At 69.8% G+C, this 23,384-nt stretch carries 21 protein-coding genes; 19 read left to right on the top strand and 2 right to left on the bottom strand.

What is annotated here, in order from left to right:
* The first annotated feature begins 190 nt into the window (after positions 1 to 190).
* From BOX37_RS19825 to BOX37_RS19745, 17 genes are all read left to right on the top strand, one after another.
* Complete coding sequence (locus tag BOX37_RS19825) at positions 191 to 2,569, top strand: RelA/SpoT family protein (RefSeq protein WP_071928969.1); 2,379 nt, start codon at positions 191 to 193, stop codon at positions 2,567 to 2,569.
* A gap of 255 nt (positions 2,570 to 2,824) precedes the next feature.
* Complete coding sequence (locus BOX37_RS19820; RefSeq protein WP_071928968.1) at positions 2,825 to 4,426, top strand: cutinase family protein; 1,602 nt, start codon at positions 2,825 to 2,827, stop codon at positions 4,424 to 4,426.
* Between the two features lie 55 nt (positions 4,427 to 4,481).
* Positions 4,482 to 5,609, top strand: a complete 1,128-nt coding sequence (locus BOX37_RS19815) for a DUF8176 domain-containing protein (RefSeq protein WP_071928967.1) — start codon at positions 4,482 to 4,484, stop codon at positions 5,607 to 5,609.
* 12 nt (positions 5,610 to 5,621) lie between these two features.
* Positions 5,622 to 6,476, top strand: a complete 855-nt coding sequence (locus BOX37_RS19810; protein ID WP_071928966.1) for a MinD/ParA family ATP-binding protein — start codon at positions 5,622 to 5,624, stop codon at positions 6,474 to 6,476.
* The gene (locus BOX37_RS19805; protein ID WP_071928965.1) at positions 6,473 to 7,111 is read left to right on the top strand and encodes a hypothetical protein; all 639 of its coding nucleotides are present in this window, start codon (positions 6,473 to 6,475) and stop codon (positions 7,109 to 7,111) included. Before BOX37_RS19810 ends, BOX37_RS19805 begins: the two co-directional genes overlap by 4 nt.
* A 94-nt stretch (positions 7,112 to 7,205) precedes the next feature.
* On the top strand, positions 7,206 to 7,502 hold the full coding sequence (locus tag BOX37_RS19800; RefSeq protein WP_071931680.1) for a hypothetical protein: 297 nt from the start codon (positions 7,206 to 7,208) through the stop codon (positions 7,500 to 7,502).
* A complete protein-coding gene (locus tag BOX37_RS19795; RefSeq protein ID WP_071928964.1) occupies positions 7,499 to 7,753 on the top strand; it encodes a hypothetical protein in 255 nt (84 codons plus the stop codon). Before BOX37_RS19800 ends, BOX37_RS19795 begins: the two co-directional genes overlap by 4 nt.
* Positions 7,754 to 7,791: 38 nt before the next feature.
* Positions 7,792 to 8,385 carry a DUF8175 domain-containg protein gene (locus BOX37_RS19790; protein ID WP_084760922.1) on the top strand — a complete coding sequence of 198 codons (594 nt, stop codon included), beginning with the start codon at positions 7,792 to 7,794 and terminating at the stop codon, positions 8,383 to 8,385.
* Positions 8,382 to 9,197 carry a DUF8175 domain-containg protein gene (locus BOX37_RS19785; protein WP_071928962.1) on the top strand — a complete coding sequence of 272 codons (816 nt, stop codon included), beginning with the start codon at positions 8,382 to 8,384 and terminating at the stop codon, positions 9,195 to 9,197. The genes BOX37_RS19790 and BOX37_RS19785 overlap by 4 nt, the downstream gene beginning before the upstream one ends.
* Before the next feature lie 59 nt (positions 9,198 to 9,256).
* Positions 9,257 to 10,714: a hypothetical protein gene (locus tag BOX37_RS19780; RefSeq protein WP_071928961.1), complete on the top strand. Its 1,458-nt coding sequence runs from the start codon at positions 9,257 to 9,259 to the stop codon at positions 10,712 to 10,714.
* A complete protein-coding gene (locus BOX37_RS19775) occupies positions 10,711 to 12,207 on the top strand; it encodes an SCO6880 family protein (protein WP_071928960.1) in 1,497 nt (498 codons plus the stop codon). The genes BOX37_RS19780 and BOX37_RS19775 overlap by 4 nt, the downstream gene beginning before the upstream one ends.
* 7 nt (positions 12,208 to 12,214) lie before the next feature.
* Positions 12,215 to 14,722, top strand: coding sequence for a hypothetical protein (locus BOX37_RS19770; protein WP_071928959.1), 2,508 nt, complete (start codon positions 12,215 to 12,217; stop codon positions 14,720 to 14,722).
* On the top strand, positions 14,719 to 15,027 hold the full coding sequence (locus tag BOX37_RS19765; RefSeq protein WP_071928958.1) for a transposase: 309 nt from the start codon (positions 14,719 to 14,721) through the stop codon (positions 15,025 to 15,027). The genes BOX37_RS19770 and BOX37_RS19765 overlap by 4 nt, the downstream gene beginning before the upstream one ends.
* A gap of 58 nt (positions 15,028 to 15,085) precedes the next feature.
* Positions 15,086 to 16,744, top strand: coding sequence for a peptidoglycan DD-metalloendopeptidase family protein (locus BOX37_RS19760; RefSeq protein ID WP_071928957.1), 1,659 nt, complete (start codon positions 15,086 to 15,088; stop codon positions 16,742 to 16,744).
* Between the two features lie 68 nt (positions 16,745 to 16,812).
* A complete protein-coding gene (locus tag BOX37_RS19755; RefSeq protein ID WP_084759875.1) occupies positions 16,813 to 17,325 on the top strand; it encodes a hypothetical protein in 513 nt (170 codons plus the stop codon).
* Positions 17,326 to 17,359: 34 nt separating this feature from the next.
* Positions 17,360 to 19,183: a type IV secretory system conjugative DNA transfer family protein gene (locus BOX37_RS19750; protein WP_071928955.1), complete on the top strand. Its 1,824-nt coding sequence runs from the start codon at positions 17,360 to 17,362 to the stop codon at positions 19,181 to 19,183.
* Positions 19,180 to 19,608, top strand: a complete 429-nt coding sequence (locus BOX37_RS19745; RefSeq protein ID WP_071928954.1) for a DUF4913 domain-containing protein — start codon at positions 19,180 to 19,182, stop codon at positions 19,606 to 19,608. Before BOX37_RS19750 ends, BOX37_RS19745 begins: the two co-directional genes overlap by 4 nt.
* A gap of 39 nt (positions 19,609 to 19,647) precedes the next feature.
* On the opposite strand, the gene BOX37_RS19740 is transcribed toward BOX37_RS19745, so the two are convergent.
* Together BOX37_RS19740 and BOX37_RS19735 are read right to left on the bottom strand one after the other, a co-directional pair.
* Complete coding sequence (locus tag BOX37_RS19740; protein ID WP_071928953.1) at positions 19,648 to 20,229, bottom strand: hypothetical protein; 582 nt, start codon at positions 20,227 to 20,229, stop codon at positions 19,648 to 19,650.
* Positions 20,230 to 20,397: 168 nt separating this feature from the next.
* Positions 20,398 to 21,291, bottom strand: a complete 894-nt coding sequence (locus BOX37_RS19735) for a peptidylprolyl isomerase (protein WP_071928952.1) — start codon at positions 21,289 to 21,291, stop codon at positions 20,398 to 20,400.
* A gap of 85 nt (positions 21,292 to 21,376) precedes the next feature.
* On the opposite strand from BOX37_RS19735, the gene hisS reads away from it, so the two are divergent.
* Complete coding sequence (gene hisS / locus BOX37_RS19730) at positions 21,377 to 22,651, top strand: histidine--tRNA ligase (RefSeq protein WP_071928951.1); 1,275 nt, start codon at positions 21,377 to 21,379, stop codon at positions 22,649 to 22,651.
* Positions 22,652 to 22,723: 72 nt separating this feature from the next.
* Complete coding sequence (locus BOX37_RS19725; RefSeq protein ID WP_071928950.1) at positions 22,724 to 23,365, top strand: hypothetical protein; 642 nt, start codon at positions 22,724 to 22,726, stop codon at positions 23,363 to 23,365.
* Positions 23,366 to 23,384 lie beyond the last annotated feature (19 nt).

The following is a 23,384-nucleotide window of genomic DNA, read 5'->3' as shown; positions in this document are numbered from 1 at the left end:
CCGATTTTCCGGCTGCGAATCCGGGCTGATCGGGGGTAGGGGGGTGACGCGTCGGCGGCGAGGCACTACCGTCGCATGCCTGTGACCGCGGGGATTCGAACACCAGGTCGGTGTGGGGACTAAAGTTGGTGGTCCGGGCGGTTGCAGCACTCGGCCGATGCGGTCCGAATGCAGCGTGAGAGGCGGTGGCATGACTCGACAACTCGGCGAGGCGAAGGTTGGGCAGGAGTCCACCGACGCCCCGCGGACCGCCGGTGCCCCGGCGACCCCCGAGCCCGCCACGCAGGCCAAACAGTCCCCGACCGCAGCCGTGCCCAGCTCGGCCTCGCGCCGGGTGCGGGCCAGGCTGGCCCGGCGGATGACCGGTCAGCGCGGGATCGCGGCGGTCAAGCCGGTGCTGGAGCCGCTGGCCACCGTGCACCGCGAGCTGTACCCGAAGGCCAACCTGGGACTGCTGCAGCGCGCCTTCGACGTCGCCGACGAGCGTCATGCCAAACAGTTCCGCAAATCCGGCGACCCTTACATCACCCACCCCCTCGCCGTCGCCAACATCCTCGCCGAGCTGGGTATGGACACGACCACCCTGGTCGCGGCCCTGCTGCACGACACCGTCGAGGACACCGGCTATTCACTCGAGCAGCTCAAAGAGGAGTTCGGGCAGGAAGTCGCCCACCTCGTCGACGGTGTCACCAAGCTCGACAAGGTCAACCTGGGCGCCGCCGCCGAGGCCGAGACGATCCGCAAAATGATCATCGCCATGGCCCGCGACCCGCGCGTGCTGGTGATCAAGGTCGCCGACCGGTTGCACAACATGCGCACCATGCGGTTCCTGCCGCCGGAGAAGCAGGCCAAGAAGGCCAAGGAGACCCTTGAGGTGATCGCGCCGCTCGCGCATCGCCTCGGCATGGCCACGGTCAAGTGGGAACTCGAGGACCTCGCGTTCGCGATCCTGCACCCCAAGAAATACGACGAGATCGTGCGCCTGGTCGCCGACCGCGCGCCCTCGCGCGACACCTACCTGGCCAAGGTGCGCGCCGAGATCACCAACACCCTGGCCGCGTCACGGATCAACGCGATCGTCGAGGGGCGGCCCAAACACTATTGGTCGATCTACCAGAAGATGATCGTCAAGGGCAAAGACTTCGACGACATCCACGACCTGGTCGGCATGCGCATCCTCTGCGAGGAGGTGCGCGACTGCTACGCCGCCGTCGGCGTCGTGCACTCGCTGTGGCAGCCGATGGCCGGCCGGTTCAAGGACTACATCGCCCAGCCGCGCTACGGCGTCTACCAGTCGCTGCACACCACCGTCGTCGGCCCCGACGGCAAGCCCCTGGAAGTGCAGATCCGCACCCAGGACATGCACCGCACCGCCGAGTTCGGCATCGCCGCGCATTGGCGCTACAAGGAGACCAAGGGCAAGCACTCCGGTGACGCCGCCGAGGTCGACGACATGGCGTGGATGCGCCAACTGCTCGACTGGCAGCGCGAGGCCGCCGACCCCGCCGAGTTCCTGGAGTCGCTGCGCTTCGACCTCAAGTCGCCGGAGATCTTCGTGTTCACGCCCAAGGGCGATGTGATCACGCTGCCGCAGAAGTCCACCCCGGTCGACTTCGCCTACGCGGTGCACACCGAGGTCGGGCACAAGTGCATCGGTGCCAGGGTCAACGGACGGCTGGTCGCGCTGGAACGCCAGCTCGAGAACGGCGAGGTCGTCGAGGTGTTCACCTCGAAGGCGCAGAACGCCGGACCGAGCCGGGACTGGCAGAACTTCGTCGTCTCACCCCGTGCCAAGGCCAAGATTCGCCAGTGGTTTGCCAAAGAACGGCGCGAGGAAGCGCTCGAGAGCGGCAAGGAGCAGATCTCCAAGGAGGTCCGTCGCGTCGGGCTGCCGCTGCAGCGTTTGATGAGCGTCGACGCGATGACCGCGGTCGCGCACGAACTGCACTACTCCGACATCTCGGCCCTCTACACCGCAGTCGGCGAGCACCAGGTCTCCGCGCACCACGTGGTGCAGCGGCTGATGGCCCAGCTCGGCGGCATCGGCGATGTGGAGAACGAACTCGCCGAACGGTCGACACCGTCGACCACTCCCGCCCGGCAGCGGGTCACCGGCGACGCGGGCGTGCTGATCCCCGGCGCACCGGGCACCGTGGCCAAGTTGGCCAAGTGCTGCACGCCGGTCCCGGGCGACGAGATCATGGGCTTCGTCACCCGCGGTGGCGCGGTCAGCGTGCACCGGACCGACTGCACCAACGCCGGATCGTTGCAGTCGCAGGCCGAGCGGATCATCGAGGTCGAATGGGCGCCCTCGCCGTCCTCGGTGTTCCTGGTCGCCATCCAGATCGAGGCGCTCGACCGCACCCGGCTGCTCTCCGACGTCACCAAGGTGCTGGCCGACGAGAAGGTCAACATCTTGTCGGCCTCGGTCGCCACGCACGGCGACCGTGTCGCGATCAGCAAGTTCACCTTCGAGATGGGCGACCCCAAGCATCTCGGTCACTTGCTCAATGTGGTGCGCAATGTCGAAGGCGTCTACGACGTGTACCGGGTGACCTCCGCCGCCTGAACACCGACCCCGGCCCGGGCATCCTCCTCGACGAGGGTGCCCGGGCCGCTGTCTACCCGCCCGCACCTGACCGATCGCCAGAAGATTGCTGGCGCAACAGGGTTTGCTGGGGGCAGCGGAAGGGCCGATTTGGGCAGCGTTTTGGATAGCCGGAATCTGTTACGGTTTACTGCGTTTCAACGCTCCACTGGTCAGCCGAAACGGACTGTGATGCGGATCGATATGGCTCGGTGCACGACACGACTCACGGGGACGATGATCGCGTTCGCCGTCGCTTTGGGGTCGGTAACGGCGGGGGTGGCCCGCGCGGAAGAGGGTTCACCCACCGCACCGTCGACGCGGGTGTCGATCGGCGCGTGTCCGGCGCTGTACGCGTTGGGGATTCAGGGCACCGGCGAATCCTCACCGGACGCGGCGCCGAGCACCGACACCGGCATGCTGTCGACGGTGTTCCGTCCGCTCCTGGCCGAAGCCGCCGAGCCCGGCCTCGTCGATCGGGCCTACGTGCCCTACGAGGCCGGGTTCGGTGGCGCGGTGCCCGGCGGCGCCGCACCCTACGCCGAATCGGTGGACGGCGGCGTCGAGCGGCTGCGCTCGATGGCCGCCCAGGTGACCGGGCGCTGCCCGGACACGCGAATCGCCGTGATCGGGTATTCGCAAGGCGCCCACGTGGCCTCGCTGTTCGCGCAGGAGGTCGGCGCCGGTATGGGCGTGCTGCCCGCCGACAAGGTCGCCGCGGTCGCGCTGTTCGCCGACCCCACCCGCAATGAGAACGCACCCCTGTTCCCCGGCGCCCCCGACCGGACGACCCCGGCGGCCGCGCCGGGCACCGAGGGCGCGGCCTTGGCCGAGGTCGCCGCGGCGCGCCAGGCGCCCGCCCCCGGCGGCGGGCTCGGACCGCAGCGCGACCAGGCCGTCGATTTCGGCAAACTCACCGGACGCGTCGCAAGCTTCTGCGCCACCGGCGATCTCGCCTGCGACGCACCGCAGGGCGCGCCGATCCTGCGCGCGGTGACCAACCTGGTCGGCCAGCTGAAACTCTCCGGCGGCGACCCGATCGGCTCGCTGGTCTCGATCGCGCAGGCCCTGGCGTACACCTCGATCAAGACCGCGTCCACGGTGGTCAACGAGGACATCTCCGGCAGCACGCTCGCGGCGCTGTCGATCTCGCCGAAGAAGTCGATCTCCCAGCGCCTGGCCGATGCCGCCGACCCGCGCACCCCGCTCGATGTCAATGCCGCGTTCCAGGCGCTGCTCAAGGTCGGCATGATCGGACTCAACGCGGTGGCCACCGTCGTGAAGACGGTGATCAGCCCGGCCGCCATCGCCGAATTGGCCACCGCCACACTGAGCAACCCGCTGGCCGGGCTGACCGTGCTCGGCACCAAGCTCGTCGGTGCGGTCCCGCAACTCGTCCCACCGACCACCGGTGTGCGACTGGTCAACGAGGCGTTCACCGCCGTGCAGCAGAACGTCACCGACAATCAGGAACTGCTCGACGTCACCACCTGGGTGCGCTACTGGGACGCCCTGCAGCGCCACCACGCCTACTCGCGCATGGGCGTCGGCGCCGACGGCGCGACGCCCACCCGGTACGTCGCCGAGTGGTTCGCCGCCCTGGCCCGCGACGCGGCGGCGGTGTCGGGGCAGGGTGCGGTGCCGGTCGGCGGGTCCGATACCCGCGGTGCCGGAATATTCACGACCCCGACCGGCGCGTCTACCACAACCGCACCATCTGGTGGGGGACAATTTCCGTTCGGGACAGGAGCCGATGGCGCCTCATCCGGCGGCGCGACGACTCCGCCTGCCGCGACACCCGGAACACCCACCACCACCCGTCCGTTCTCTGTGAACTGATCACCGAGAGGTCCTCGATGCGAATCCTTGTGCCCGGCGCTGCGGAAAGGGGGGAATGTTGAAGTCGTACAACGAATTGTCGCGCTGGTACTCGGCGCTGGAGCCCGAGACCGACACCGTCGACCCCGCGCGCCCCGGCACCGCCGAGCCGGCGGGCGAGGACGACGGCATCGACCGATATTCGCCGCGCCCCGAGCGCGCACCGTCCACCGAACCCGCCGAGTCCCCCGGACTCGATGGCGGCACGGCGGAGCGGGACGACGCCGGACCGCTGGGGAGCGCGCCGGACGACCGCGGGATCGCCGTCGTCGACAGGACGAATCGTGCGGCCTCCGACGTCGACGCGCCGCACCGAGTCGACACGACGAAACACTTCGAACCGACGAACCGCGACGCGCCGGACGGCTACTCCGGTGTCCCCGTCGACGAGGGCGCCCGGCGTCCGGCACCCGAACCCGCCCCACTCGCCGAACTGGCCGCGCGGCGCAGCGAGTTCACCGGTGGCTGGTCGGACTGGGTCGCCGAACCCGCGCCCGGACCCGACGACGACTACGACGCCGAACTGGTCCAGTTCCCCTGGACCGACGCCGCCGCCGACCACTACGACGAACCGCACGTGCTCGAACCCTCGGGCGCGCTGCGCGCGAACCGCAGGCGCCAGCGCACCTGGCTGGTGCTCGCCGTCTCGGTCCTGGTGCTGGTGCTCGCCGCGACGGGCGTGTTCTTCCTGCTGTTCGGCCGCGGCGAGGAGGCAGACGCCAAGCACGCCGCGCCTCTGCAGTTCACGGCGGGCAACCTCACCGCCGACACCGTCGGCGCGTGCCCGACCGAACGCACCGACACGGTGGTGCGCAGCGCCGAGGCGGGCGGCACCGGTTCGGGCCCCGACGCCGTGCTCGCGTTCCAGCACGCCTACTACGTGACCCGATCGGGGGAGCAGGCCCGCGCGGTGGCCACCCCCGACGCCGATGTCTCACCGGCCGCCGTGATCCAGCGCGGTATCGATTCCATCCCGGTGGGGACCACCCACTGCGTGCGGATCACCACTGTCGCGGCGGACCGGTTCACGGTGGAGGTCACCGAGTTCCGGCCCGCGGGCGCACCGGCCACCTACACCAAGCAATCGGTGCGGACCGCGGTGGTGGGCGATCGCACGTATATCGCGGGCATCGCGGCAGGGTAAGGAGCAGAGGCGATGACAGACGACTGGAGCCGTTGGCTCGACGAAGCCCCCGAGGGGGAGCCGTCGGGCGATTCGGCGCGTGATCCGGCTCCGGTGGTGCGGTTGCGGCGCAAGACGAGCGAGCGAGCGGGCGGGGCGCGCAGGCCGATCCTGGTGGTCGGCGGCTGCGGTGGCGCGGGGACGACGACGACAGCGCTCGGACTCGCCGCCGAGTTGGTGGTGGACGGCGCGACGACGGTGGCGGTCGACGCGACCGCCGCGGGCAGCGATCTCGCGTTGCGTGGCGCCGACAAACACCTGCACCCGGTGAACTTGCAGTCGTGGGTCTACGGGCGCGGCGACGACGAACCGGCCCCGCTGGAGGACTGCCTGTCCCGCTCGACCTCCGGTTTCGGGCTGCTCTGGCGCGATGCGACCCCGCTGCGCCGGCGCGCGACATATCTCACTGTCGCCAGGGCTTTGGACACCGGGGGGTACACCGCGGTCTACGACGGCGGCAATCCGATTGCCGGGCGGCAACTGCGGCCCCTGCTCGACGACTCCGATATCGCGCTGGTGCTGGCCATCCCGGCCCGTGTCGACGCGGCCAACCGGCTGCGAGTAACCCTGGAATGGCTCGACGACCACTACGGTGACGACGGCGCCGGGGTGGTCGCCGATACCACCATCGTTGTCTCGCACCAGTATTCGCACGACGACTCGCGCGTTGCCGAGCATTTGCGCGAGCACCTGTCGGGCTGGGTGCGCGAGGTCGTCGAGATCCCCTACGATCCGCATCTGGCGCGCGGGGAACTCGTGCGCCACAGTGAGCTCGCCGAGCCGACGCGTGCGGCATATGGGAGCTTGCTCGCCGGGGTGGCATCATGACGGCAGCTATGAACCTTCGTCGTCGTCGTGAACCGGCGCCCGCCGGTGTCGTCGCGCCGCCCGAATCGCTGCGCGCGCCGATCTGGCAGCGCCCTGTACCCGGAGTGGGTCGGGCGCCGCTGGTGTGGCTGCTCGGTGTGCACGGCGGCTCGGGTGCCACCACCCTCGCCCATGTGCTCGCGCCCGCCGCCGACGCTCGGGGGCGGTGGCCGGGGGTGTTCGATCGGGAATCGCCCTATGTCGTCCTCGTCGCCAGGGAGACCATCTCCGGTCTCACCCGCGCGCACGATCTGCTGCGCCAGCACCACGCCGGGTTCGCCGGGGCCACGGAGGTGCTCGGGCTGATCACCGTCGCCGCGCGCCCCGGCCGGGTGCCCCCGGAGATCCGGCGCTACCGCGACGTGGTCGGTTCACTGGCCGGGCACGTCTGGCAGGTGCCGTGGTTCGAGGAATGGACCCTGGTGGAATCCGACGTGCTGCCGGTGTGGTCGCCGGGTGACGGCGTGGCGGCGCGGAAACGCCGGATGGACCCGCTCGACGAGGTGCCGGTGGAGATCGGCGAGCTCGGTGTCGAGCTGGTCGCCGCGATCAGGGCCAGTATCGAGGGCCCCGGGACCGGGGAGGATCGACCGTGACCGCCGGGCGGTTGGGCCGCCGGTGGTGTACAAACGTGTGTCGGCGTCGAAGTGTTTGTGGCACAACACCTTTACAGTGGGAGAAAGGCACCCGATGAGCATGCTCCTCCTCGCCGTGCAGGACACGTACGGCAGCGTCCTGGCCCAGGTGGGTAATCCGACGCCGGAAGCTCCGCCCGGATCGGAGAAAATCCTGCAGCTGGTGCGCTACCTCACCTGGTTCGTGCTGCTGTCGGGTATCTGCGGCATCACCTACGCGGGCGGCAAGTTCGCCTGGGAGCGCTGGACCGGCGGTGGCCTCGAGTCGCCGAAGATGGTGGCGGGCGCCATGATCGGCGGTGTCGTCGCCACCAGCGCGGGCACGATCATGAATGCGGTCATCGGTACGTGATCACTGTGCTCGCCTACAAGCAGATCCCGGCCGACGTGCTCGAACCGCTGATGCAGCTGCTCAACTGGCTGCTCTGGTTCGTGCTGCTGTCGTGCCTGGCCTGGATGATCCTGGCGGCGGGTCGACTGTGGATCGCGTTCCGCAGCGACCTCGCCGTCAACGATGCCTCACACGGTGTGTTGATGAGCCTGATCGGGGCCGCGGTGGCCAGTACCGCGTCCGCGATCGCGTTGGCCTTCTTGCCTGCGTGAGACTGCGGATGGAAAAGACCCGTCAGATGAATTCCACAGTGACACGGCCGCTCGCGGTCGGTATCGCACTGCTGGCCGCGGCTGTCGGCTGCGGCGGCGAGGCCACCGGCCTCGACCTGTCCGCCGCCCCGACCGGGGTGCGCTGGCAGGACTATCAGGGCATCGCCCTGCCGCATGCCGACCAGGGCCCGAGCACGGTGGCCGACGGTGCCGCGACGGGTTTCGAGCATTCGCCGCGTGGTGCGGGGCTGGCGGCGCTGACCCACACCATCCGGCTGTCGGTGGCACCGGACACCCAGTGGGCCACCGTGGTCAACCAGGAACTGGTTCCCGGACCGGCGCGTGACGAGTGGGCGATCAATCGGGTGCAACTGTCCATCACCGGGCCCGCCGCGGCGGAGTACGCGCCGAAATTGTTGGGTTACAAAATCACCGAATACGGTGAACAGCAGTCCAGGGTCGACGTCTACACCGAGTACTCCGACAACTCCAGGGCGGTGAACCACACCACGGTCAGCTGGTACGGCGGGGACTGGCGATTGCAGTTACCGGATCCGCAGTCCACCGAACGACCCGTCGACGCGATCGACGAACTACCCACCGACATCGTCGCATTGGAGGCACCACAGTGAGCGTGAAGGAGCCGGGCGCCCGCGACCGCGCTACCTTCGGCATGGTCGCCTCCGGTGCGCTGCTCGCCCTGATCTTCGTCGCCGGCGCGGTCGTGTACTTCACCAGTGGTGGGGACGCCGAACCCGACGCCGGGCCCCCGCCCGCTCAGGCCGCGGGCGGGACCGGGTTCGCCGAGCCCGAGGTCGACCTGCTCGGCCGGCGCGTGGACGTCCCGAACAATCCGGCGGGGCAGCCGCTGGCCCAGGAACCGGGAACCCAACGCACGCCAGCGGATCCGGACTGGCTGACCGCCGCGCCCATCGGCACGACCAAGCCGCACGGCTGGCAGCGGGTGTTCGGCGCGTCGGTGCCGTTCTCCACCTCCGATGGGCCATCGCGTATCGAGGACGGTCTCGCCGTCGGCTACGCGCGCACCCCGCAGGGTGCCGCGCTGGCCGCCGCCCAGATCACCTACCGGCTCAATGCCAGGCCCGCCGATCGCGACCTGTACGTGACCCAGTTGCGGGTCAGCACGGCGCAACTGGCCGCCTACGACTCCGCGCTGTCGAGTGACCGGCTGCCGAAGCAGCAGCCGGAGAAGGTGACCCGCTACTTCGTCGCCTCCGACGCGTTCAAGATCGATGACTACGCCGACGACATGGCGATCGTTCGCCTCGCCTCGCGCGGGCCGGTGATCGACGGTAAGCAGTTGTATGCCGCGATGCGGATGATCGTGGTGTGGGACGAGGGGGACTGGCGACTCAAGCCGTCGACGACGACCAACACCCAGACCGAGTACGTGGAATCGCTGGCGGGGTGGACGAAATGGTGAGCATCGGTGTACAGCACAGCCCGGATCGATTCCCTGCGGACCATCGAGGGGTGCCAACAATGCTGAGGCGGATCGTCACAATTCTCGCGGTGATCTTCACCGTGATGCTCGCGACGCCGGTCGTGGCCTACGGCCAGAACACCTACGGCTTCGACGAAGCGTGCAACGAATTGCACGACACGCTCGACGGCGTCGCCATTCCCGGGATCTCACTCGGTGACGCCGCCTCGGCGGTCTGCAAAGCGGGCAACGCCGCCTCGCATCCCGGTGAGGCGGCCACCGCGGTCAAGGACAAGGCGTGGGACTCCACCTTCGGCAAGGTGGTCGACTCGCTGATGAAGGGCCTCGGCGAGGCGCTGATCCTGGCAATGACCTTCTGGATGAACGTGCCCAACGAGGCGGTGAGCGACTCGGGGGCGTTGTTCACCAAGATCAACGACTACACCTATCAGATCCAGATATTGCTGTTGATCGCCTCGGTGATCATCACCGGCGGGCGATTGGCCGAGGCCAGGCGCGGTGCGGCGGTGAGCGAGGCCGCGGAATCGTTCCGGTTGTTCGCCAGGGTCGTGTTCAGTTCGTGGATGTTGGGGGCGGTGATCGTCGCGGGGACGCGGGCCTCGGACAGGTTCTCCGAGTGGATCATCGAGGACGCCACCGGCGGCAATGCCAAGAACATGGCCGAGTTGATGGTGAAAACCAGCAAGTTGCAGGCGTTCTCACCCGGTCTCGTGCTGATCATCGCGATCGTCGGGTTGCTCGGCGCGCTCGCCCAGATCGTGTTGGCCATTGTCCGGCAGGGTCTGCTGGTGGTCGCCGCGGGTGTGCTGCCCTTGGCCGCCGCCGCCTCGGCGACCGGGACGGGTAAGCAGTCGTATCAGAAACTGGTCGGCTGGATCATCGCGTTCATGCTGTTCAAACCCGTGGCCGCGATCGTCTACATGATCGCGTTCACCACTGCGGGCCACGCCGACGAGACCACCGAGTCCGGTGGCCTGCCCAGCGGTGAGGACGCCCAGCGCATGCTGGTCGCCCTGGTGCTGCTGTGCAGCGTGGCGTTCGTGCTGCCCGCGCTGATGCGGCTGGTCGCGCCCGCGGTCGCCACCGTCGGCGCGGGTGGTTCCGGCCTGATGGTGGCCGGTGGTACCGCGGTCGGTGCGATGGCGCTCGGTGCGATCGGTACCAAGGCGGTGGCTTCCCGGACCGCCGCGGCGCCCGGTGCGGCAGGCTATTTCGGCAGCGGCGGAGCGGGTCCGCGACCCGGCGGCGCCGGGGGCCGAGGCGCCAGTCCGCGACCCACGCCACCACCTCGTGGCGGCGGCGGAGGGGGTGGTGCCGCGCCCCCGGCGCCCAGCTCGGGCTCGGTGCCCTCCGGGGCGGGGGCGGCCCGTGGCGTGATGGCCGCGCGCGCCGCGGCGGGCAGCGCGAGCAGAGCCGATCAATCCATGGGCGACGTCGCGGGTGACCGCTGGGCGAATCGTTCACCCGACCTCGGCAGGAGCACGATTCCGCGATGACGACCTCGGCGACCGACACCTACGAGCGCCGCTCGTACGGGCTGTGGCAGAAACCACGCAGCGCGGGCCTTTTCGGCCTGCGCTGGGAAGAGACCGTGATCGGTTTCGTCGTGGTGATCACGGCACTGATCTGCGCCATGGTCGGTGGATTCAAATGGGGCTTCATCGTCGGCGGCCTCGGCGCGCTGGTGATGTTGCCGCTGGTGTGGCGGACGGGGGGCCGCTCGGGCTACGAGACGGGACTGATGATGTTCAACTGGATGCGCTCGCGCAAGAACGGCGAGCACGTGTACCGGGGCGGCCGGTTCTCCCGGATCCCGGGCGGTGTCACCAAACTGCCGGGGCTGCTGGCTCCGTCGAAGCTCTACGAGGGCATCGACGCGGGCGGCTACCACTTCGGGATGATCCACCTGCCCGCGTTCGCGCAGTACACGGTGGTGTTGCGGGCCTGGCCGCAGGGCCACGAGGCGGTGGACCAGCCGGTGATCGACCGCTGGGTCGCGGCCTGGGGCACCTTCCTGGCGTCGGTGGGCCAGACCAGCGACATCGTCGCGGTGGTGCCGGTCATCGACACCGTCCCCGAGACCGGCAACCGGCTGCTCAACGAGGTCTCCACGATCACCCGGCCCGAGGCGCCCGATCTGGCCCAGCAGGTGATGTACGAGCTGGCCACCGAACTGCCCCAGGAGCGGGTGCAGTTGCTGCCCCGGGTGGCGATCACCTTCAAGGCCACCACCGCCGAGCGGCGCAAGAACCCGGCCGAGGAGGCCGTGGAGATCGGGCGCAGGCTGCCCGGGATCTGCGCGGCGCTGGCCGAGGCGGGCGTGCGGGCGCAGCCGATGGCGGCCGAGGAGGTCATCTCCTTCATCCGCCGCAGCTACGACCCGGCCGCGCAGGCCGACCTCGAGGTGGCCGCCGCCGATCCGGGCGGGCACGGGCTCGGCTGGGACGACGCGGGCCCGGTCTCCCACGACGAGAAGTGGGACCACCTGATCCACGACGGCGGCCGCTCGGTGACCTGGGAGATGGATGCCGCCCCCGAGGGCGCGGTCGACGAGCGGGTGCTGCAGCGGCTGCTGGCGCCCAATCCCGAAGTGCCACGCAAGCGCATCGCGATCGTCTACCGGCCGCACTCGGCCGCCGACGCCGCCGAGATCGTCGACGACGACTTCAAGAACGCGCTCGTCGCGCAACAGAGTGAACGCGGTGTCGTCTCGGCCGCCGCGACACTGCGGGTCGGTGCGACCCAGCAGGCACGCGAGGAACAGGCCCGCGGGCACGGTGTGACCCGCTTCGGCGCGCTGGTGACCATCACCGAGCCGCTGCGCGGTGACCTACCGCGCATCGAGGCCATCACCCGCGACCTCTCGACGCAGGCCCGGCTCAAGATCCGGCGCTGCTACCGATACCAGGCCGCGGCATTCGCGGCCTCCCTCGGTTGCGGCGTGATCCTGCCCGAGCACGCGACCATTCCGAAGGCATTGGCGGGGTGAGGCGATCATGGGACGCGACTACGAACCCCCGGTGCGCGACCGCGACGACATCGCGTTGCGCCCGGTCCACCGGCCACCGCGGATCCGTGGTGAACGTGAGCCGCGGGGGAGCGCGTCGCGCGTGAGCGACGACGTGCTCGGCCTCGACGAGCGCACCGAACGCGCCGAGCGGGAGACCGCGGCGCGAGGTGGGCGCACGTCCGAGGAGCGTCCCTCGGGGGAGCGCGGATCGCGTGCGGATGACGGTCGGGGACGCCCCGGGCGATCGGGCCAGGACGATCCGCGTCGGCCGGAGGAGACACGCAGGTCGCGTGCCGAGGAGCCACGTCGCCCCCGTGCGGACGACGAGCGCAGGTCCAGGGCTGACGACCCGCGCCGGGCTCGCGAGGACGACAAGCGCGGACGACGGGCCGAGGATCCACGCGGACCACGTGCCGAGGGCGCGCGAGGGCCGCGTGGTGAGGCCGTCGGCCGGCCGCGTGGTGACGAGACCGGCCGGCTCCGTGGTGCCGGACGTGGCTCCCGGACGGGTGGTCGCGGCGCGGACGAACGGCGAACGCGCGGTGCGCAATCCCCGGCCGGTGCCCGTGGCCTGCGCGACGAGGACCACGGCCCCCGCCTGGAACACGAACGTGTACAAGGCGATCCGCGCCGTCAGCAACGACCGGCGAAACCCGGGCTGACCAAGCAGCCGAGAGCGGCCAAGCCGGCGCGTCCGATTCGTCCCGACGAGGCCGCCGACCGGGCGATGGGCGCCGGCCGGGCGGTGAAGTCGAAGAGGCCGGAGCGGGGCCGATCCGGCCCGTCGCTGCTCGATGACGCCACTCGGGCCCGCTACGAGATGATCGCGCGCGAGCAGTCCGGTCTGCGCGCGGCCTGGGCCACCTTCCGCATCCACACCGACGACCTGCGCCGCAACAACGCCCAGGCCCGCACCGAGGCCGTGGTCAAGGACGGATTCGACCGCACCACCGCCGAATTGACCGACCGCGGCTACTCCGGCCCCGGTGGCGGCAAGATGAACGTGGTCGGCCGACCGGTCGAATACCGGGCCACCACCGCTCAGGTCGCCGGGTTGTGGCCCTGGTCGGTCGGGGCCGGCGCCCCGTTGATCGGCACGCCGCTCGGCTCGCACCTGCACACGGGCGCGCCGGTCTGCTTCGACCCGATGAACTGGTTCATGCGCGGCAGCTTCATCACCGCGCCGAGCCTGTTCGTGCTGGGCCTCAACGGTTTCGGCAAGTCCTCGCTGGTGCGCCGGATCGTGCTCGGCGGCATCGCCCAGGGCATCACCCCGCTGATCCTGGCCGACGTGAAACCCGACTACCGCAAGATGGTCGAACTCGTCGGCGGTCAGGTCATCGACCTCGGTTACGGCCACGGCAAGCTGAATCCGCTGGCCGCGGGTGTGCTCGGCGCGGTGGTGCCCCGGCTCGGAGACCTCCCCGCGTTGCAGCGTCAGGTGCTGCAGGACCTGCGGGCCAGGCAGGTGACGTTGGTGGCGGGCCTGGTGGAACTGGTCCGCGGTGCCAGGGTCGCCGACTTCGAGGAAACTCTGATCGCGACCGCACTGCGCATCCTCTACCAGCCGGGTAGCGAATTCACCCCCGACAAGCCGCCGATCATGGAGAACCTGCTAGAGGTGATCGTCGGCGGCGGTGCGGAACTGATGCTGGACGCGGGCGCCGACAACGCCGACGAATACCAGAACGCGATCAAGAATCTGCGCCGCTCGTTGCGCGCGCTCACCCAGGGTCCGTTCGGCGCGATCTTCAACGGCCAGACCAGTGTGCCCATCGACACCGACGCCGTCGCGGTGTGCATCGACGTCTCGCACATCCCCACCGGCGACAAGAAGCTCAAGGCCGCGGTCATGCTCGCCTGCTGGGCCGACGGATTCGCCTCGGTCGAGGCCGCGCACGTGCTCGCCGACGCGAAGATGGGCCCGCAGCGCTACTTCCAGGTGGTGATGGACGAGCTGTGGCAGGTGCTCGGCCTCGGCGACTTCATGGTCGACCGGGTCGACGAACTGACTCGCCTGCAGCGTGGCCTGGCCACCGCGCTGATCATGATCAGCCACACCATCAAGGACCTGCAGGCACTGGGCTCGGATGCCGCGATCGCCAAGGCGATCGGCTTCCTGGAACGCGCCCGCGCCAAGATCTTCGGCGCGCTGCCCGCCGAGGAGATCAGCAGACTGGATTCGACGGTGCCGTTCACCGCCGCCGAACAGGAGATGGTCACCGGCTGGTCGGCCCCCCAGGCCCTCACCGGGGAGGCGTTGCGGCCGGGCCAGCAGCGGCCCTCGCCGCCGGGCACCGGCAAGTTCCTGCTCAAGATCGGCGAGGATCGCCGTCCCGGCATCCCCTTCCACATGGAGTTCACGGTGTCGGAGAAGGAAAGCGGAATCCACGACACCAATCAGCGGTTCAGCGAGTTCGGCGACAATCCGCGTGGCACGCCTGCCTACGACATGCCACCGGCCGAACCGTCGGCGAACGGGGGTCAGCCATGATGCCGCACCGGTCCTACCGCCGCGTCTCGCCCGAGGTGCGCAATGCCGCCGTCGAGCAGGTACTGGCCTTGACCGACAAGCTGCGCAGCGAGTCCGAGGCCTGCCGGGTGGTGGCCGAACAGATCGGCGTGCACACCAATTCGGTCCGCAACTGGGTGCGCGCGGCGGAGGGACCGAGCCTGGACCGGATGGACGCCACCGCGCTGCGCCGCAAAGTGGCCCTGCTGCAACAGCAGCTGGCCGCCGCCGCCGAGATGAACCGCACACTCGCCGACACGCTCAACGAAACCCGGCGCCGCCGGTGAACACCCCCGCGGCGGACCCGGATCCCGGCGCCCGGCGCGGAACCCTGGGAGGGCGCCGGTGAATGCCCGCACCATCCTGATGACGACGCTGGGTTCGGTCATCGGGCTGATCGCGCTCGTGCTGGTGATCGTGCTGCCGTCGGCGGACGAGACCTGCGAGACCGACGACATCCTCGACGGCTCCTCGGTGCCCACGCTGCCGCGGCTCGGTGGTGAGGACCAGCGCGCCGCCGCCACGAGTGCGCCCGCGCCGTCATCGAATCCGGCCGTCACCGGGACACCGTCGCTGGCCGCCGGGGTCGGTCCGCTGCGCCGCACACTGCCGCTCGAGATCGGTACCTTCACCGTCTCCGATGTGTTCGGCACCCGCGGTGGCAATCACAAGGGCATCGACTTCGCCGCCGGCGACGGGACGACGATCTACTCGGTCTCCGATGGTCGCGTCGTCGCCGCGGGTCCGGCCTCCGGCTTCGGCAACTGGATTGTCGTCGACTCCGTGGACACCAACGGCCGCGCCTACTCCGCGGTGTACGGTCACATGTGGGACAACGGGGTCAAGGTACGCACCGGTGACACCGTCACCGCGGGACAGCCGATCGGGATGGTCGGCTCGGCGGGTGAATCCAGCGGCCCGCACCTGCATTTCGAGATCGTGCCCGGCGGCCGGTTCACCGGTGGCCGCCAGATCGACCCGATGCCGTGGCTCGACGGCGCGCCGACCCCCGATGTCGGTGGCGCGCGCGCCTTCTCGGTCGACCCCCGGTGTGTGCGCGGATTCGGCAGCGCCGGTGGGGCGCTCGCCGACGGCAAGGTGCCCGCCGAACTCGAGATCTGGTACCGACGCGCCGGGACGGTGTGCCCCGAGATCTCGTCCTCGCTGCTGGCCGCACAGGCCAAGCAGGAGTCCGGATTCCGGCGCGGGCTCACCTCGCCCGCGGGTGCGCAGGGCCTGGCCCAGTTCCTGCCCGGCACTGCGGCGGGGATCAACCCCGACGACGGGCTGCCCTACGTTCTCGACTCCGACGGCAACGGCACCGCGAGTGTGTGGGACGACGGTGACGCGATCATCGGCCAGGCCCGCTACATGTGTGCGATCGCGCGCAAAGTCTCGGGCTGGATCGCCGAGGGCAGGGTGTCGGGCGACCTGACCGCGCTCACGTTGGCCGGATACAACGCCGGGGAAGGGGCGGTGCTCGCGTCCGGCGGCATGCCGAATCAGTATGCTGCGCACTACTCCGAGACCCGGCCGTATGTCACCAACATCCTGACGATGGAGCCGCTGTACCGCGCGCCCGGCGCGCAGGGCCGATTCACTCCCGAGCCGGGTGGTGGCGGGGAACAGATCGCCGAGGCCGCTCATGATTGGCTCGGCACCCCGTATGTGTGGGGCGGTGGCGGCGCGCAGGGACCGAGCAGTGGCGGATTCGACGCACCGGGCCTGACCGCGGCCGCGGTGTTCGCGGCCTCCGCGGGCGAGGTGGTGTTGCCGCGCACCGCTGAACAGCAGTGGGAGTCCGGCGTCGAGGTCCCGCTGCGCAGGGCGGCCGCGGGTGATCTGGTGTTCAGCGCGTTCGGTCGGCAGGGTCCCGCGCAGGTGGGGATCTACACCCGTGACGGGCAGGTGATCCAGGCGGTGCCGCCGGCGAGCAACGGTGGCGGCGGTGGCGTCGTCGAGGTGGCGGTGCCGGGTGACGCGCGGATACGGAGGGTGTTGTGAGCACACAGCGACCGAGACCGACGATAACCTGGTGGGACAGAACACGAATCCGGACGATTCCGGCGGTGATGCTCGTGGCGGTCCTCACCTCGGTCGCCGCCTGTGGCGGCGGCTCCGATTCGGCGCGCCCGGACCAGGTCACCTCGACGACCCGGTTGCTCGAGGCCGCCGTGGCCACCGACCCCACGACGCCCGACGGGGTGGCTGTCGTGGCGCTGCGCGAGATCTACAGCTGGAACCCGGTCACCGAGGAACCGGGCGACTCACTCCAGCGTGCGCGCACATGGCTGGGGCCCAGCATGATACGTATGCTCGACGGGTCCGCGGACGAGAGCGACACGCCGAAACCCTCGCTGCAGTGGGCGGATTGGGCGAAGGCGAAGGCGCACGTGACGGCGTTCACCTTCGCCTCGGGCGACACGGCACCGCCGAGCCCGGATCCGGCGGTGGCGCAGTACAAGATCGGCATCGAACAGACGGTCGTCTACCCGAGCGGACGCACCGAGCCACTACCGCCGAGCACGGTCATCGCGACCGTGGTGCAGACGACTCGAGGCTGGCGCCTCGACGCGTTCCGCTGAGCACCCATCCGACCCAGTCCACAAGGAGGCACTCGTGGCGAAGAAGAAGGTGACGGATCCGGCCGCGGTCGGGCCCGACACGACGCTGATCCTGATCATGTTCGGCTTTGCGACGCTGATCACCCTCGCCGTCGCGCTGCACCTGGGCAACGCGTTGGCGGTGGTGCCGCAGGACATTCCGGCCAATCCGATCGCGGTGGTGGCCGATCTTGCCCGCGGCAAGCTGCACTGGCCGCGGGCCTCCACGGTGATTGTGCTGCTGGTGATCGTGACGATCATCGGCTACGTGGTGGTGCGCAAGAAGTTGCGCAAGCGCGCGGTGGTCGGGCGACTGTCCATCGACGACAAGGCCGACCACATGGGCACCGGGAGCGCGATCGCCTCGATCACCGAGGAAGGTGTGCGGGCCAAGGCCAAGGACCTCGGCGTGCGGTTGGGTTCCCAGGACGCCCCCGGCGTGCCGATCGGTGTCGCCGTGGCCGACGGCACCCCGCTCTACGGTTCCTACGAGGACCTGCATCTCGACATCTGGGGCCCCCGGCAGGGCAAGTCCACCTCGCGGGTGATCCCGGCGATCCTGTCCGCGATCGGGCCGGTGCTGACCACCTCGAACAAGCGTGACGTGGTCGACGCCACCCGTAATGTGCGCGAGGCGAAGGGCAGCGCGACCTTCGTGTTCGACCCGCAGGGCGTGGCCGGTGAACGGCCGACCTGGTTCTGGGATCCGCTGGCCTGGGTCGATCACCGCAGGGAGGGCTGCGAGATGCGCGCGGCGCGCCTGGCCGGTCACTTCGCCGACGCCGAGTCCGGCGGCGCCGACGATCAGGACAGCTTCTTCGACCCCGAGGCCGAAGACCTGCTGGCCGGGATGTTCCTGGCCGCCGCGATCGCGGGCAGGCCGATCACCCAGGTGTGGGAGTGGGTCACCAACCCGCAGGACAGTGAGGCGATCGAGCACCTGCGGCGGGCCGGCCACGATTTCACGGCCGCGGGTCTGGCCATGCAGTACAACGCCGAACCGCGCACCAAGAGCGGCATCTTCGGCACCGCCAAGAAGATGGTCCGCTGCCTGCAGTTGTCGAATGTGCACCCGTGGATCACCCGGGGCGGCGGCGATCGGCTCCAGTTCGACGAGCTCGAGTTCGTCGAACGCAACGGGACGCTGTACTGCCTGTCGCTCGAGGGGCGAGGTTCGGCCTCGCCGCTGGTGAGCGCGCTCACCGAAGCGGTGATCGATGTCGCGATGCGCAAGGCATCGATGTCGTCGGGCGGCCGGTTGCCGATCCCGCTGCTCGCGGTGCTCGACGAGGCCGCGAACGTGGTGCGCTGGAAGGATTTGCCCAAGCAGTACAGCCACTTCGGATCGCGCGGCATCGTGGTGATGACCGTGCTGCAGTCGTGGGCGCAGGGCGCGCGGTGCTGGGGCGACGCCGGGATGAGCGCGCTGTGGTCGGCGGCCAACATCAAGGTGCTCGGCAGCGGTGTCGACGACATGGCGTTCCTGCGCGATCGGTCCGAGGCGATCGGTGAGTACGAATCCATCTCGTCGTCGATGTCGCAGTCGGGCAACAGCAAGAGCTATTCGCGCTCGCTCAGTTCCTCGGTGACCTTCACCGCCCAGGCGCTGGCGACGTTGCCCCGGGGCCGGGCGGTGGTGTTCACCTCCGGTCAGCCTGCGGTGCTGGTCCGTACTGTGCCATGGTGGGAATCGGAGTACGCCGACGCGGTGAAGCGGTCGATCGAGTACAACGACCCGACGCGCAAGACCCGCGTCGACGATCTGTTCGGGTCGCCCGCGCAGTCGCATGCCAATCCGCCGGACGAGATCGGTGAAGTCGAGGAGGTCAAGCCGCTGTGAACGAGCAGAATTCGGGTCCGGATCCGCGCGATATCGCGAACGGGTACCCCACCGTGTTCGCCTTCGTGAACGAGTATCTGAGCAGGGTGTACAGCAGGCAGGTCACCGACATCAGCGACACCGTGTGGTGCCCGGAATGGTGGCGGCATCCCGAGGCGGCGATCCGGCTGCACGCGCTGTGGCAGGCATGGGAACACTTTCGGCTGCAGGGCGGGCCGGGGATCAGCTTCTGGTTCCTCGATCACGCCGATCCGCACATGGCGAAGCTGTTCGATCCGCGGGGGCCGTTCAAGTACTGCAGCGTGCGCAACGGGCACAAGAAGATGCTCGACCGGCTGCCACTGGAGGACCAGGTCGGCGGTGACCGGGAGCTGTTCACCGACCCGGACGTCATGCAGACGATGGAGAAGACCAAGCCGCTGTAGTCCGCTGTCGGGGGCGGTCCGCCCGCCCCCGGCCCGGGGTCAGCGACCGCGTTCGATGCCGCGTTCGATGCCGCGTTCGATGGCCGATCGGCGGGCGCCCACACTCGGTCGCCGGATCGCCTCGTCCGGCGAGATGCCCTGCCCCATCTCGAGCAGCATGCGCACCTCGGCCAATTCCGGTGCGACACCGGCGCGTTCGAGATGGGCCGCGATGGCGGCCCGGCGTTCGACCGAGTCGTAGCCGATCTGGGGCGCGTGTCCGCTCGCGCTCGCACCCGCACCGGTCGTTGCCGCGGCGGCACCGCCGGCCGATCCGGCACTGCTGGCATAGGACGACGCCGTGTCCCGTTCCAGTCCGAGACCGGGTGTCTGCGCCGAGGCCGAACCCATCGACATCATCTGGACGAGCTCGAGATTGCGCGGATCCTTGGCCTTGAGATCGCGGGCCTCACGCACCTGCAGTTCGCGCGCTTCCTTCATTTTCGCTTCGATCGCCTTGGCGCGGGCTTCGGCGTCTTTCTGGCCGTGCTCACGCGATTTGAGGGCGACCAGGGTGGCCATCTGCAGCATGGTGCGCATCATGGCCGCCGTTTCGCTACCGATGTCGTCGAGTTCCGCCATGACTGCTCCCCGATACGGCTGTGGAAGTGGACATCTGAGCCTACCGCGCGAAGGACACAGACGGGTGTCCAGCAGGGCATCTTCTGGGCAGTGTCGAGGCAGGGGAAGGGCGACGGGCCCGACACCGTGGCGGTGTCCGGCCCGTCGCTCGGGTGTCCGAGCCGGGTGTCAGCCCACCGTGACCTTGGTGAACTCGATCGGCAGGTTCGGCGTGCCGCCACCGGCGGCCATCGATCCGTCGTCGCCCGCGGCGCCCACCTTGGCCAGCGTCGCCAGACCCTCGTCGTCGATGGTGCCGAAGATCGTGTACTTCGGCGGCAGGATGGTGTCGCCGTAGACCAGGAAGAACTGGCTGCCGTTGGTGCCCTCCGGGGTGAGCCCGGAGTTGGCCATCGCGATCACGCCCTTGCGGTACTTGATCGGCTCCTCGAGCGCCGGGTCCTCGGGCGCGTACTGATCGGTCGGGTACTCGTTGGCGAAGGCGTAGCCCGGGCTGCCGGTACCGGTGGCGGTGGGGTCACCGCACTGCAGCATCTCGAAACCGGTCACCGCCGAGATGCGGTGGCAGCTGGTCTCGTCGAAGTAGCCCTGCTGGGCCAGGCTCACGAAACTGTTGACGGTGCACGGCGAGGCGGCACTGTCGAGTTCGAGGCCGATCGGGCCCTGGGTGGAGTCGATGCTGACCTTCGTCGGCGCCGTACCGGGGCCGGAGGCCACCGAGGTGCTGGTCGGCGGGGTCACCGGCTTGGACGCGGGCTCGGCGCCCACCGGGTAGGCGCAGTCGACCGTGGCGGGCTTGTCCGCGGGGGCGGGCGCGTCGGCCGCAGGCGGTAGCTCCTGCTCGCTGGTGGCCGAGGTGCTCGACGCGGTCGTGGTGTCGGCCTCGTCGCCGCCCTTGGTGAGGAAGTACACCCCGGCCGCGGCGGCACCGACCACGATGACACCGAGTACCGACCCCGCGATCATCAGGCGCTTGCGCTTCTTCTCCTGCTCGGCCCGTCGTGCCAGCTGGCGCTCCAGCTTGCGCTTGGCCGCCGCCCGTCGCTGTTCGTTACTCGGCACTACCGCGTTCCTCCCGTGTCGTCAGGTTCGTGTAGAGGGTAACCGGTTGGACTGGAGGGGCGCCCGTGGGGAAAACTGGACCATCGTGACCAAGACCAGCAGCTTCACCGCCCCGAAGGGGGTCCCGGATTATGTGCCGCCCGGCTCGGCCGAGTTCGTCGCCGTGCGCGACGGCTTGATCCACGCCGCCCGACTCGCCGGGTACGGGCACATCGAACTGCCGGTATTCGAACAGACCGCCCTGTTCGCCCGGGGTGTCGGCGAGTCGACCGACGTGGTCAGCAAGGAGATGTGGACTTTCGCCGACCGCAACGGCGAGAGCTTCACCCTGCGCCCGGAGGGCACCGCCGGCGTGATGCGCGCGGTGATCCAGCACGGCCTGGACAAGAGCGGGCAGCTGCCGCTCAAGCTCTGCTACGCCGGGCCGTTCTTCCGCTACGAGCGCCCGCAGGCGGGTCGCTACCGGCAGTTGCAGCAGGTCGGGATCGAGGCGATCGGTGTCGATGATCCGGCACTGGACGCCGAGGTCATCGCCATCGCCGACGCCGGCTTCCGCAGCCTCGGTCTCGACGGGTTCCGGCTCGAGATCACCTCCCTCGGCGACGAGACCTGCCGCCCGCAGTACCGCGAACTGCTGCAGGAGTTCCTCCTCGGGCTGCCGCTGGATGAGGAGACCCGGCGGCGTGCCGAGATCAATCCGCTGCGCGTGCTCGACGACAAACGCCCCGAGGTGCGTGAACTGACCGCGAACGCGCCGCTGATGATCGATCACCTCTCGGAATCGGCCAAGACGCACTTCGAACAGGTGCTCGGCCACCTCGACGCGCTCGGCGTGCCGTACGTGGTGAACCCGCGCATGGTCCGCGGCCTGGACTACTACACCAAGACCACCTTCGAATTCGTGCACGACCAGCTCGGCGCGCAGTCGGGCATCGGCGGCGGTGGCCGCTACGACGGGTTGATGGCCGAGCTCGGCGGGCAGCCGCTGTCGGGCATCGGCTTCGGTATCGGTGTCGACCGGACTGTGCTGGCATTGGCCGCCGAGGGCAAGACGGCGGCCGATCCGGCGCGCTGCCAGGTCTACGGTGTCGCCCTCGGGGACGCCGCCAAGGCACGGATGGTGGCCCTGGCCGGGGAGCTGCGCGGTGCGGGCGTCAGCGTCGATCTGGCCTACGGGGGGCGCGGCATGAAGGGCGCCATGAAGGGCGCCGATCGCTCCGGCGCGAAGTACACCCTCGTGCTCGGCGATCGTGATCTCGCCGACCACACCATCGGGGTCAAGGAGATGGGCACCGGGGATCAGCGTCAGGTGCCGCTCGGCGAGGTCGTCGGGGTGCTGCGGGACGCACTCGGCAACTGAGCCATCCCCGGTGTCGGCGCGGTAATCTGACCGCGCCGACACCGGGCGGGCCGGTGCGCGGTGGAGAGGGACATGGTGGACGGGGAGTCCGGACGATCGCAGGCGGTCGGGATCGATCTGGTGGCGCCCGAGGTGTTCGCGCCCATGCTGCGCAGGCTCGCGCTGGCCGCGCTCGGCATCGGCATCGGCGCGGCGCTGCTGTCGGCGGTGTGGTTGAGCTGGCCGTACGCGATCCTGCTCGGGCTCGTCGTCGCGGTGCCGACCCTCGGGTACGTCTTCGCGTTCCGGCGGCGGCGGATGTGGTTGAGCGGCAGCGTGATCAGCGCCCACCGGCTGTTCGGTGAGCGCACTGTCGACCTGGCCGCGGCGACCGGCGTGCAGCTGCTGGTGTTCCCCGGCAGGCTCAGCCGGATCGTGCTGAAGGTGACCGCGGGCCCCGACACCCAGCTGGTGCCGCTGGCGATGTACACCGACGCGGGCAGCGGCCGGGAACTGCATCCGCTCGGCTTGCGCAAGCTCGCCGACGCGTTGGCCGCCAGCGAACTCGCCGCCGGTGCCGCGGTGTCGGAGATCCTGGTGCACCAGTTGCGGGCCGAGGCACGCGACGCCGCGCTCGGTGAGCGGCCGCTGTATCGCGGGGTCCAGCTGGTCCGAGCCAAGGACTCGGTGTCCTCGGTCGTGCTCAGCGATCAGGAAGTCGCTCAGCTGCTCTGAGAGGTCAGCGCGCCGACCA

The organism is Nocardia mangyaensis (genome assembly GCF_001886715.1).
In the GTDB taxonomy this organism is placed as follows: Bacteria; Actinomycetota; Actinomycetes; order Mycobacteriales; family Mycobacteriaceae; genus Nocardia; species Nocardia mangyaensis.
This window is presented reverse-complemented; position numbering and strand designations above follow the sequence as displayed.

Excerpts from the sequence above, each read along its gene's own strand:
- BOX37_RS19755 (WP_084759875.1), top strand. The coding sequence starts at position 16,813 with ATGCTCGTGGCGGTCCTCACCTCGGTCGCCGCCTGTGGCGGCGGCTCC.
- BOX37_RS19825 (WP_071928969.1), top strand. The coding sequence starts at position 191 with ATGACTCGACAACTCGGCGAGGCGAAGGTTGGGCAGGAGTCCACCGAC.
- BOX37_RS19765 (WP_071928958.1), top strand. The coding sequence starts at position 14,719 with ATGATGCCGCACCGGTCCTACCGCCGCGTCTCGCCCGAGGTGCGCAAT.
- BOX37_RS19800 (WP_071931680.1), top strand. The coding sequence starts at position 7,206 with ATGAGCATGCTCCTCCTCGCCGTGCAGGACACGTACGGCAGCGTCCTG.
- BOX37_RS19775 (WP_071928960.1), top strand. The coding sequence starts at position 10,711 with ATGACGACCTCGGCGACCGACACCTACGAGCGCCGCTCGTACGGGCTG.
- BOX37_RS19815 (WP_071928967.1), top strand. The coding sequence starts at position 4,482 with ATGTTGAAGTCGTACAACGAATTGTCGCGCTGGTACTCGGCGCTGGAG.
- BOX37_RS19820 (WP_071928968.1), top strand. The coding sequence starts at position 2,825 with ATGATCGCGTTCGCCGTCGCTTTGGGGTCGGTAACGGCGGGGGTGGCC.
- BOX37_RS19805 (WP_071928965.1), top strand. The coding sequence starts at position 6,473 with ATGACGGCAGCTATGAACCTTCGTCGTCGTCGTGAACCGGCGCCCGCC.
- BOX37_RS19770 (WP_071928959.1), top strand. The coding sequence starts at position 12,215 with ATGGGACGCGACTACGAACCCCCGGTGCGCGACCGCGACGACATCGCG.
- BOX37_RS19725 (WP_071928950.1), top strand. The coding sequence starts at position 22,724 with ATGGTGGACGGGGAGTCCGGACGATCGCAGGCGGTCGGGATCGATCTG.
- BOX37_RS19740 (WP_071928953.1), bottom strand. The coding sequence starts at position 20,229 with ATGGCGGAACTCGACGACATCGGTAGCGAAACGGCGGCCATGATGCGC.
- BOX37_RS19780 (WP_071928961.1), top strand. The coding sequence starts at position 9,257 with ATGCTGAGGCGGATCGTCACAATTCTCGCGGTGATCTTCACCGTGATG.
- BOX37_RS19810 (WP_071928966.1), top strand. The coding sequence starts at position 5,622 with ATGACAGACGACTGGAGCCGTTGGCTCGACGAAGCCCCCGAGGGGGAG.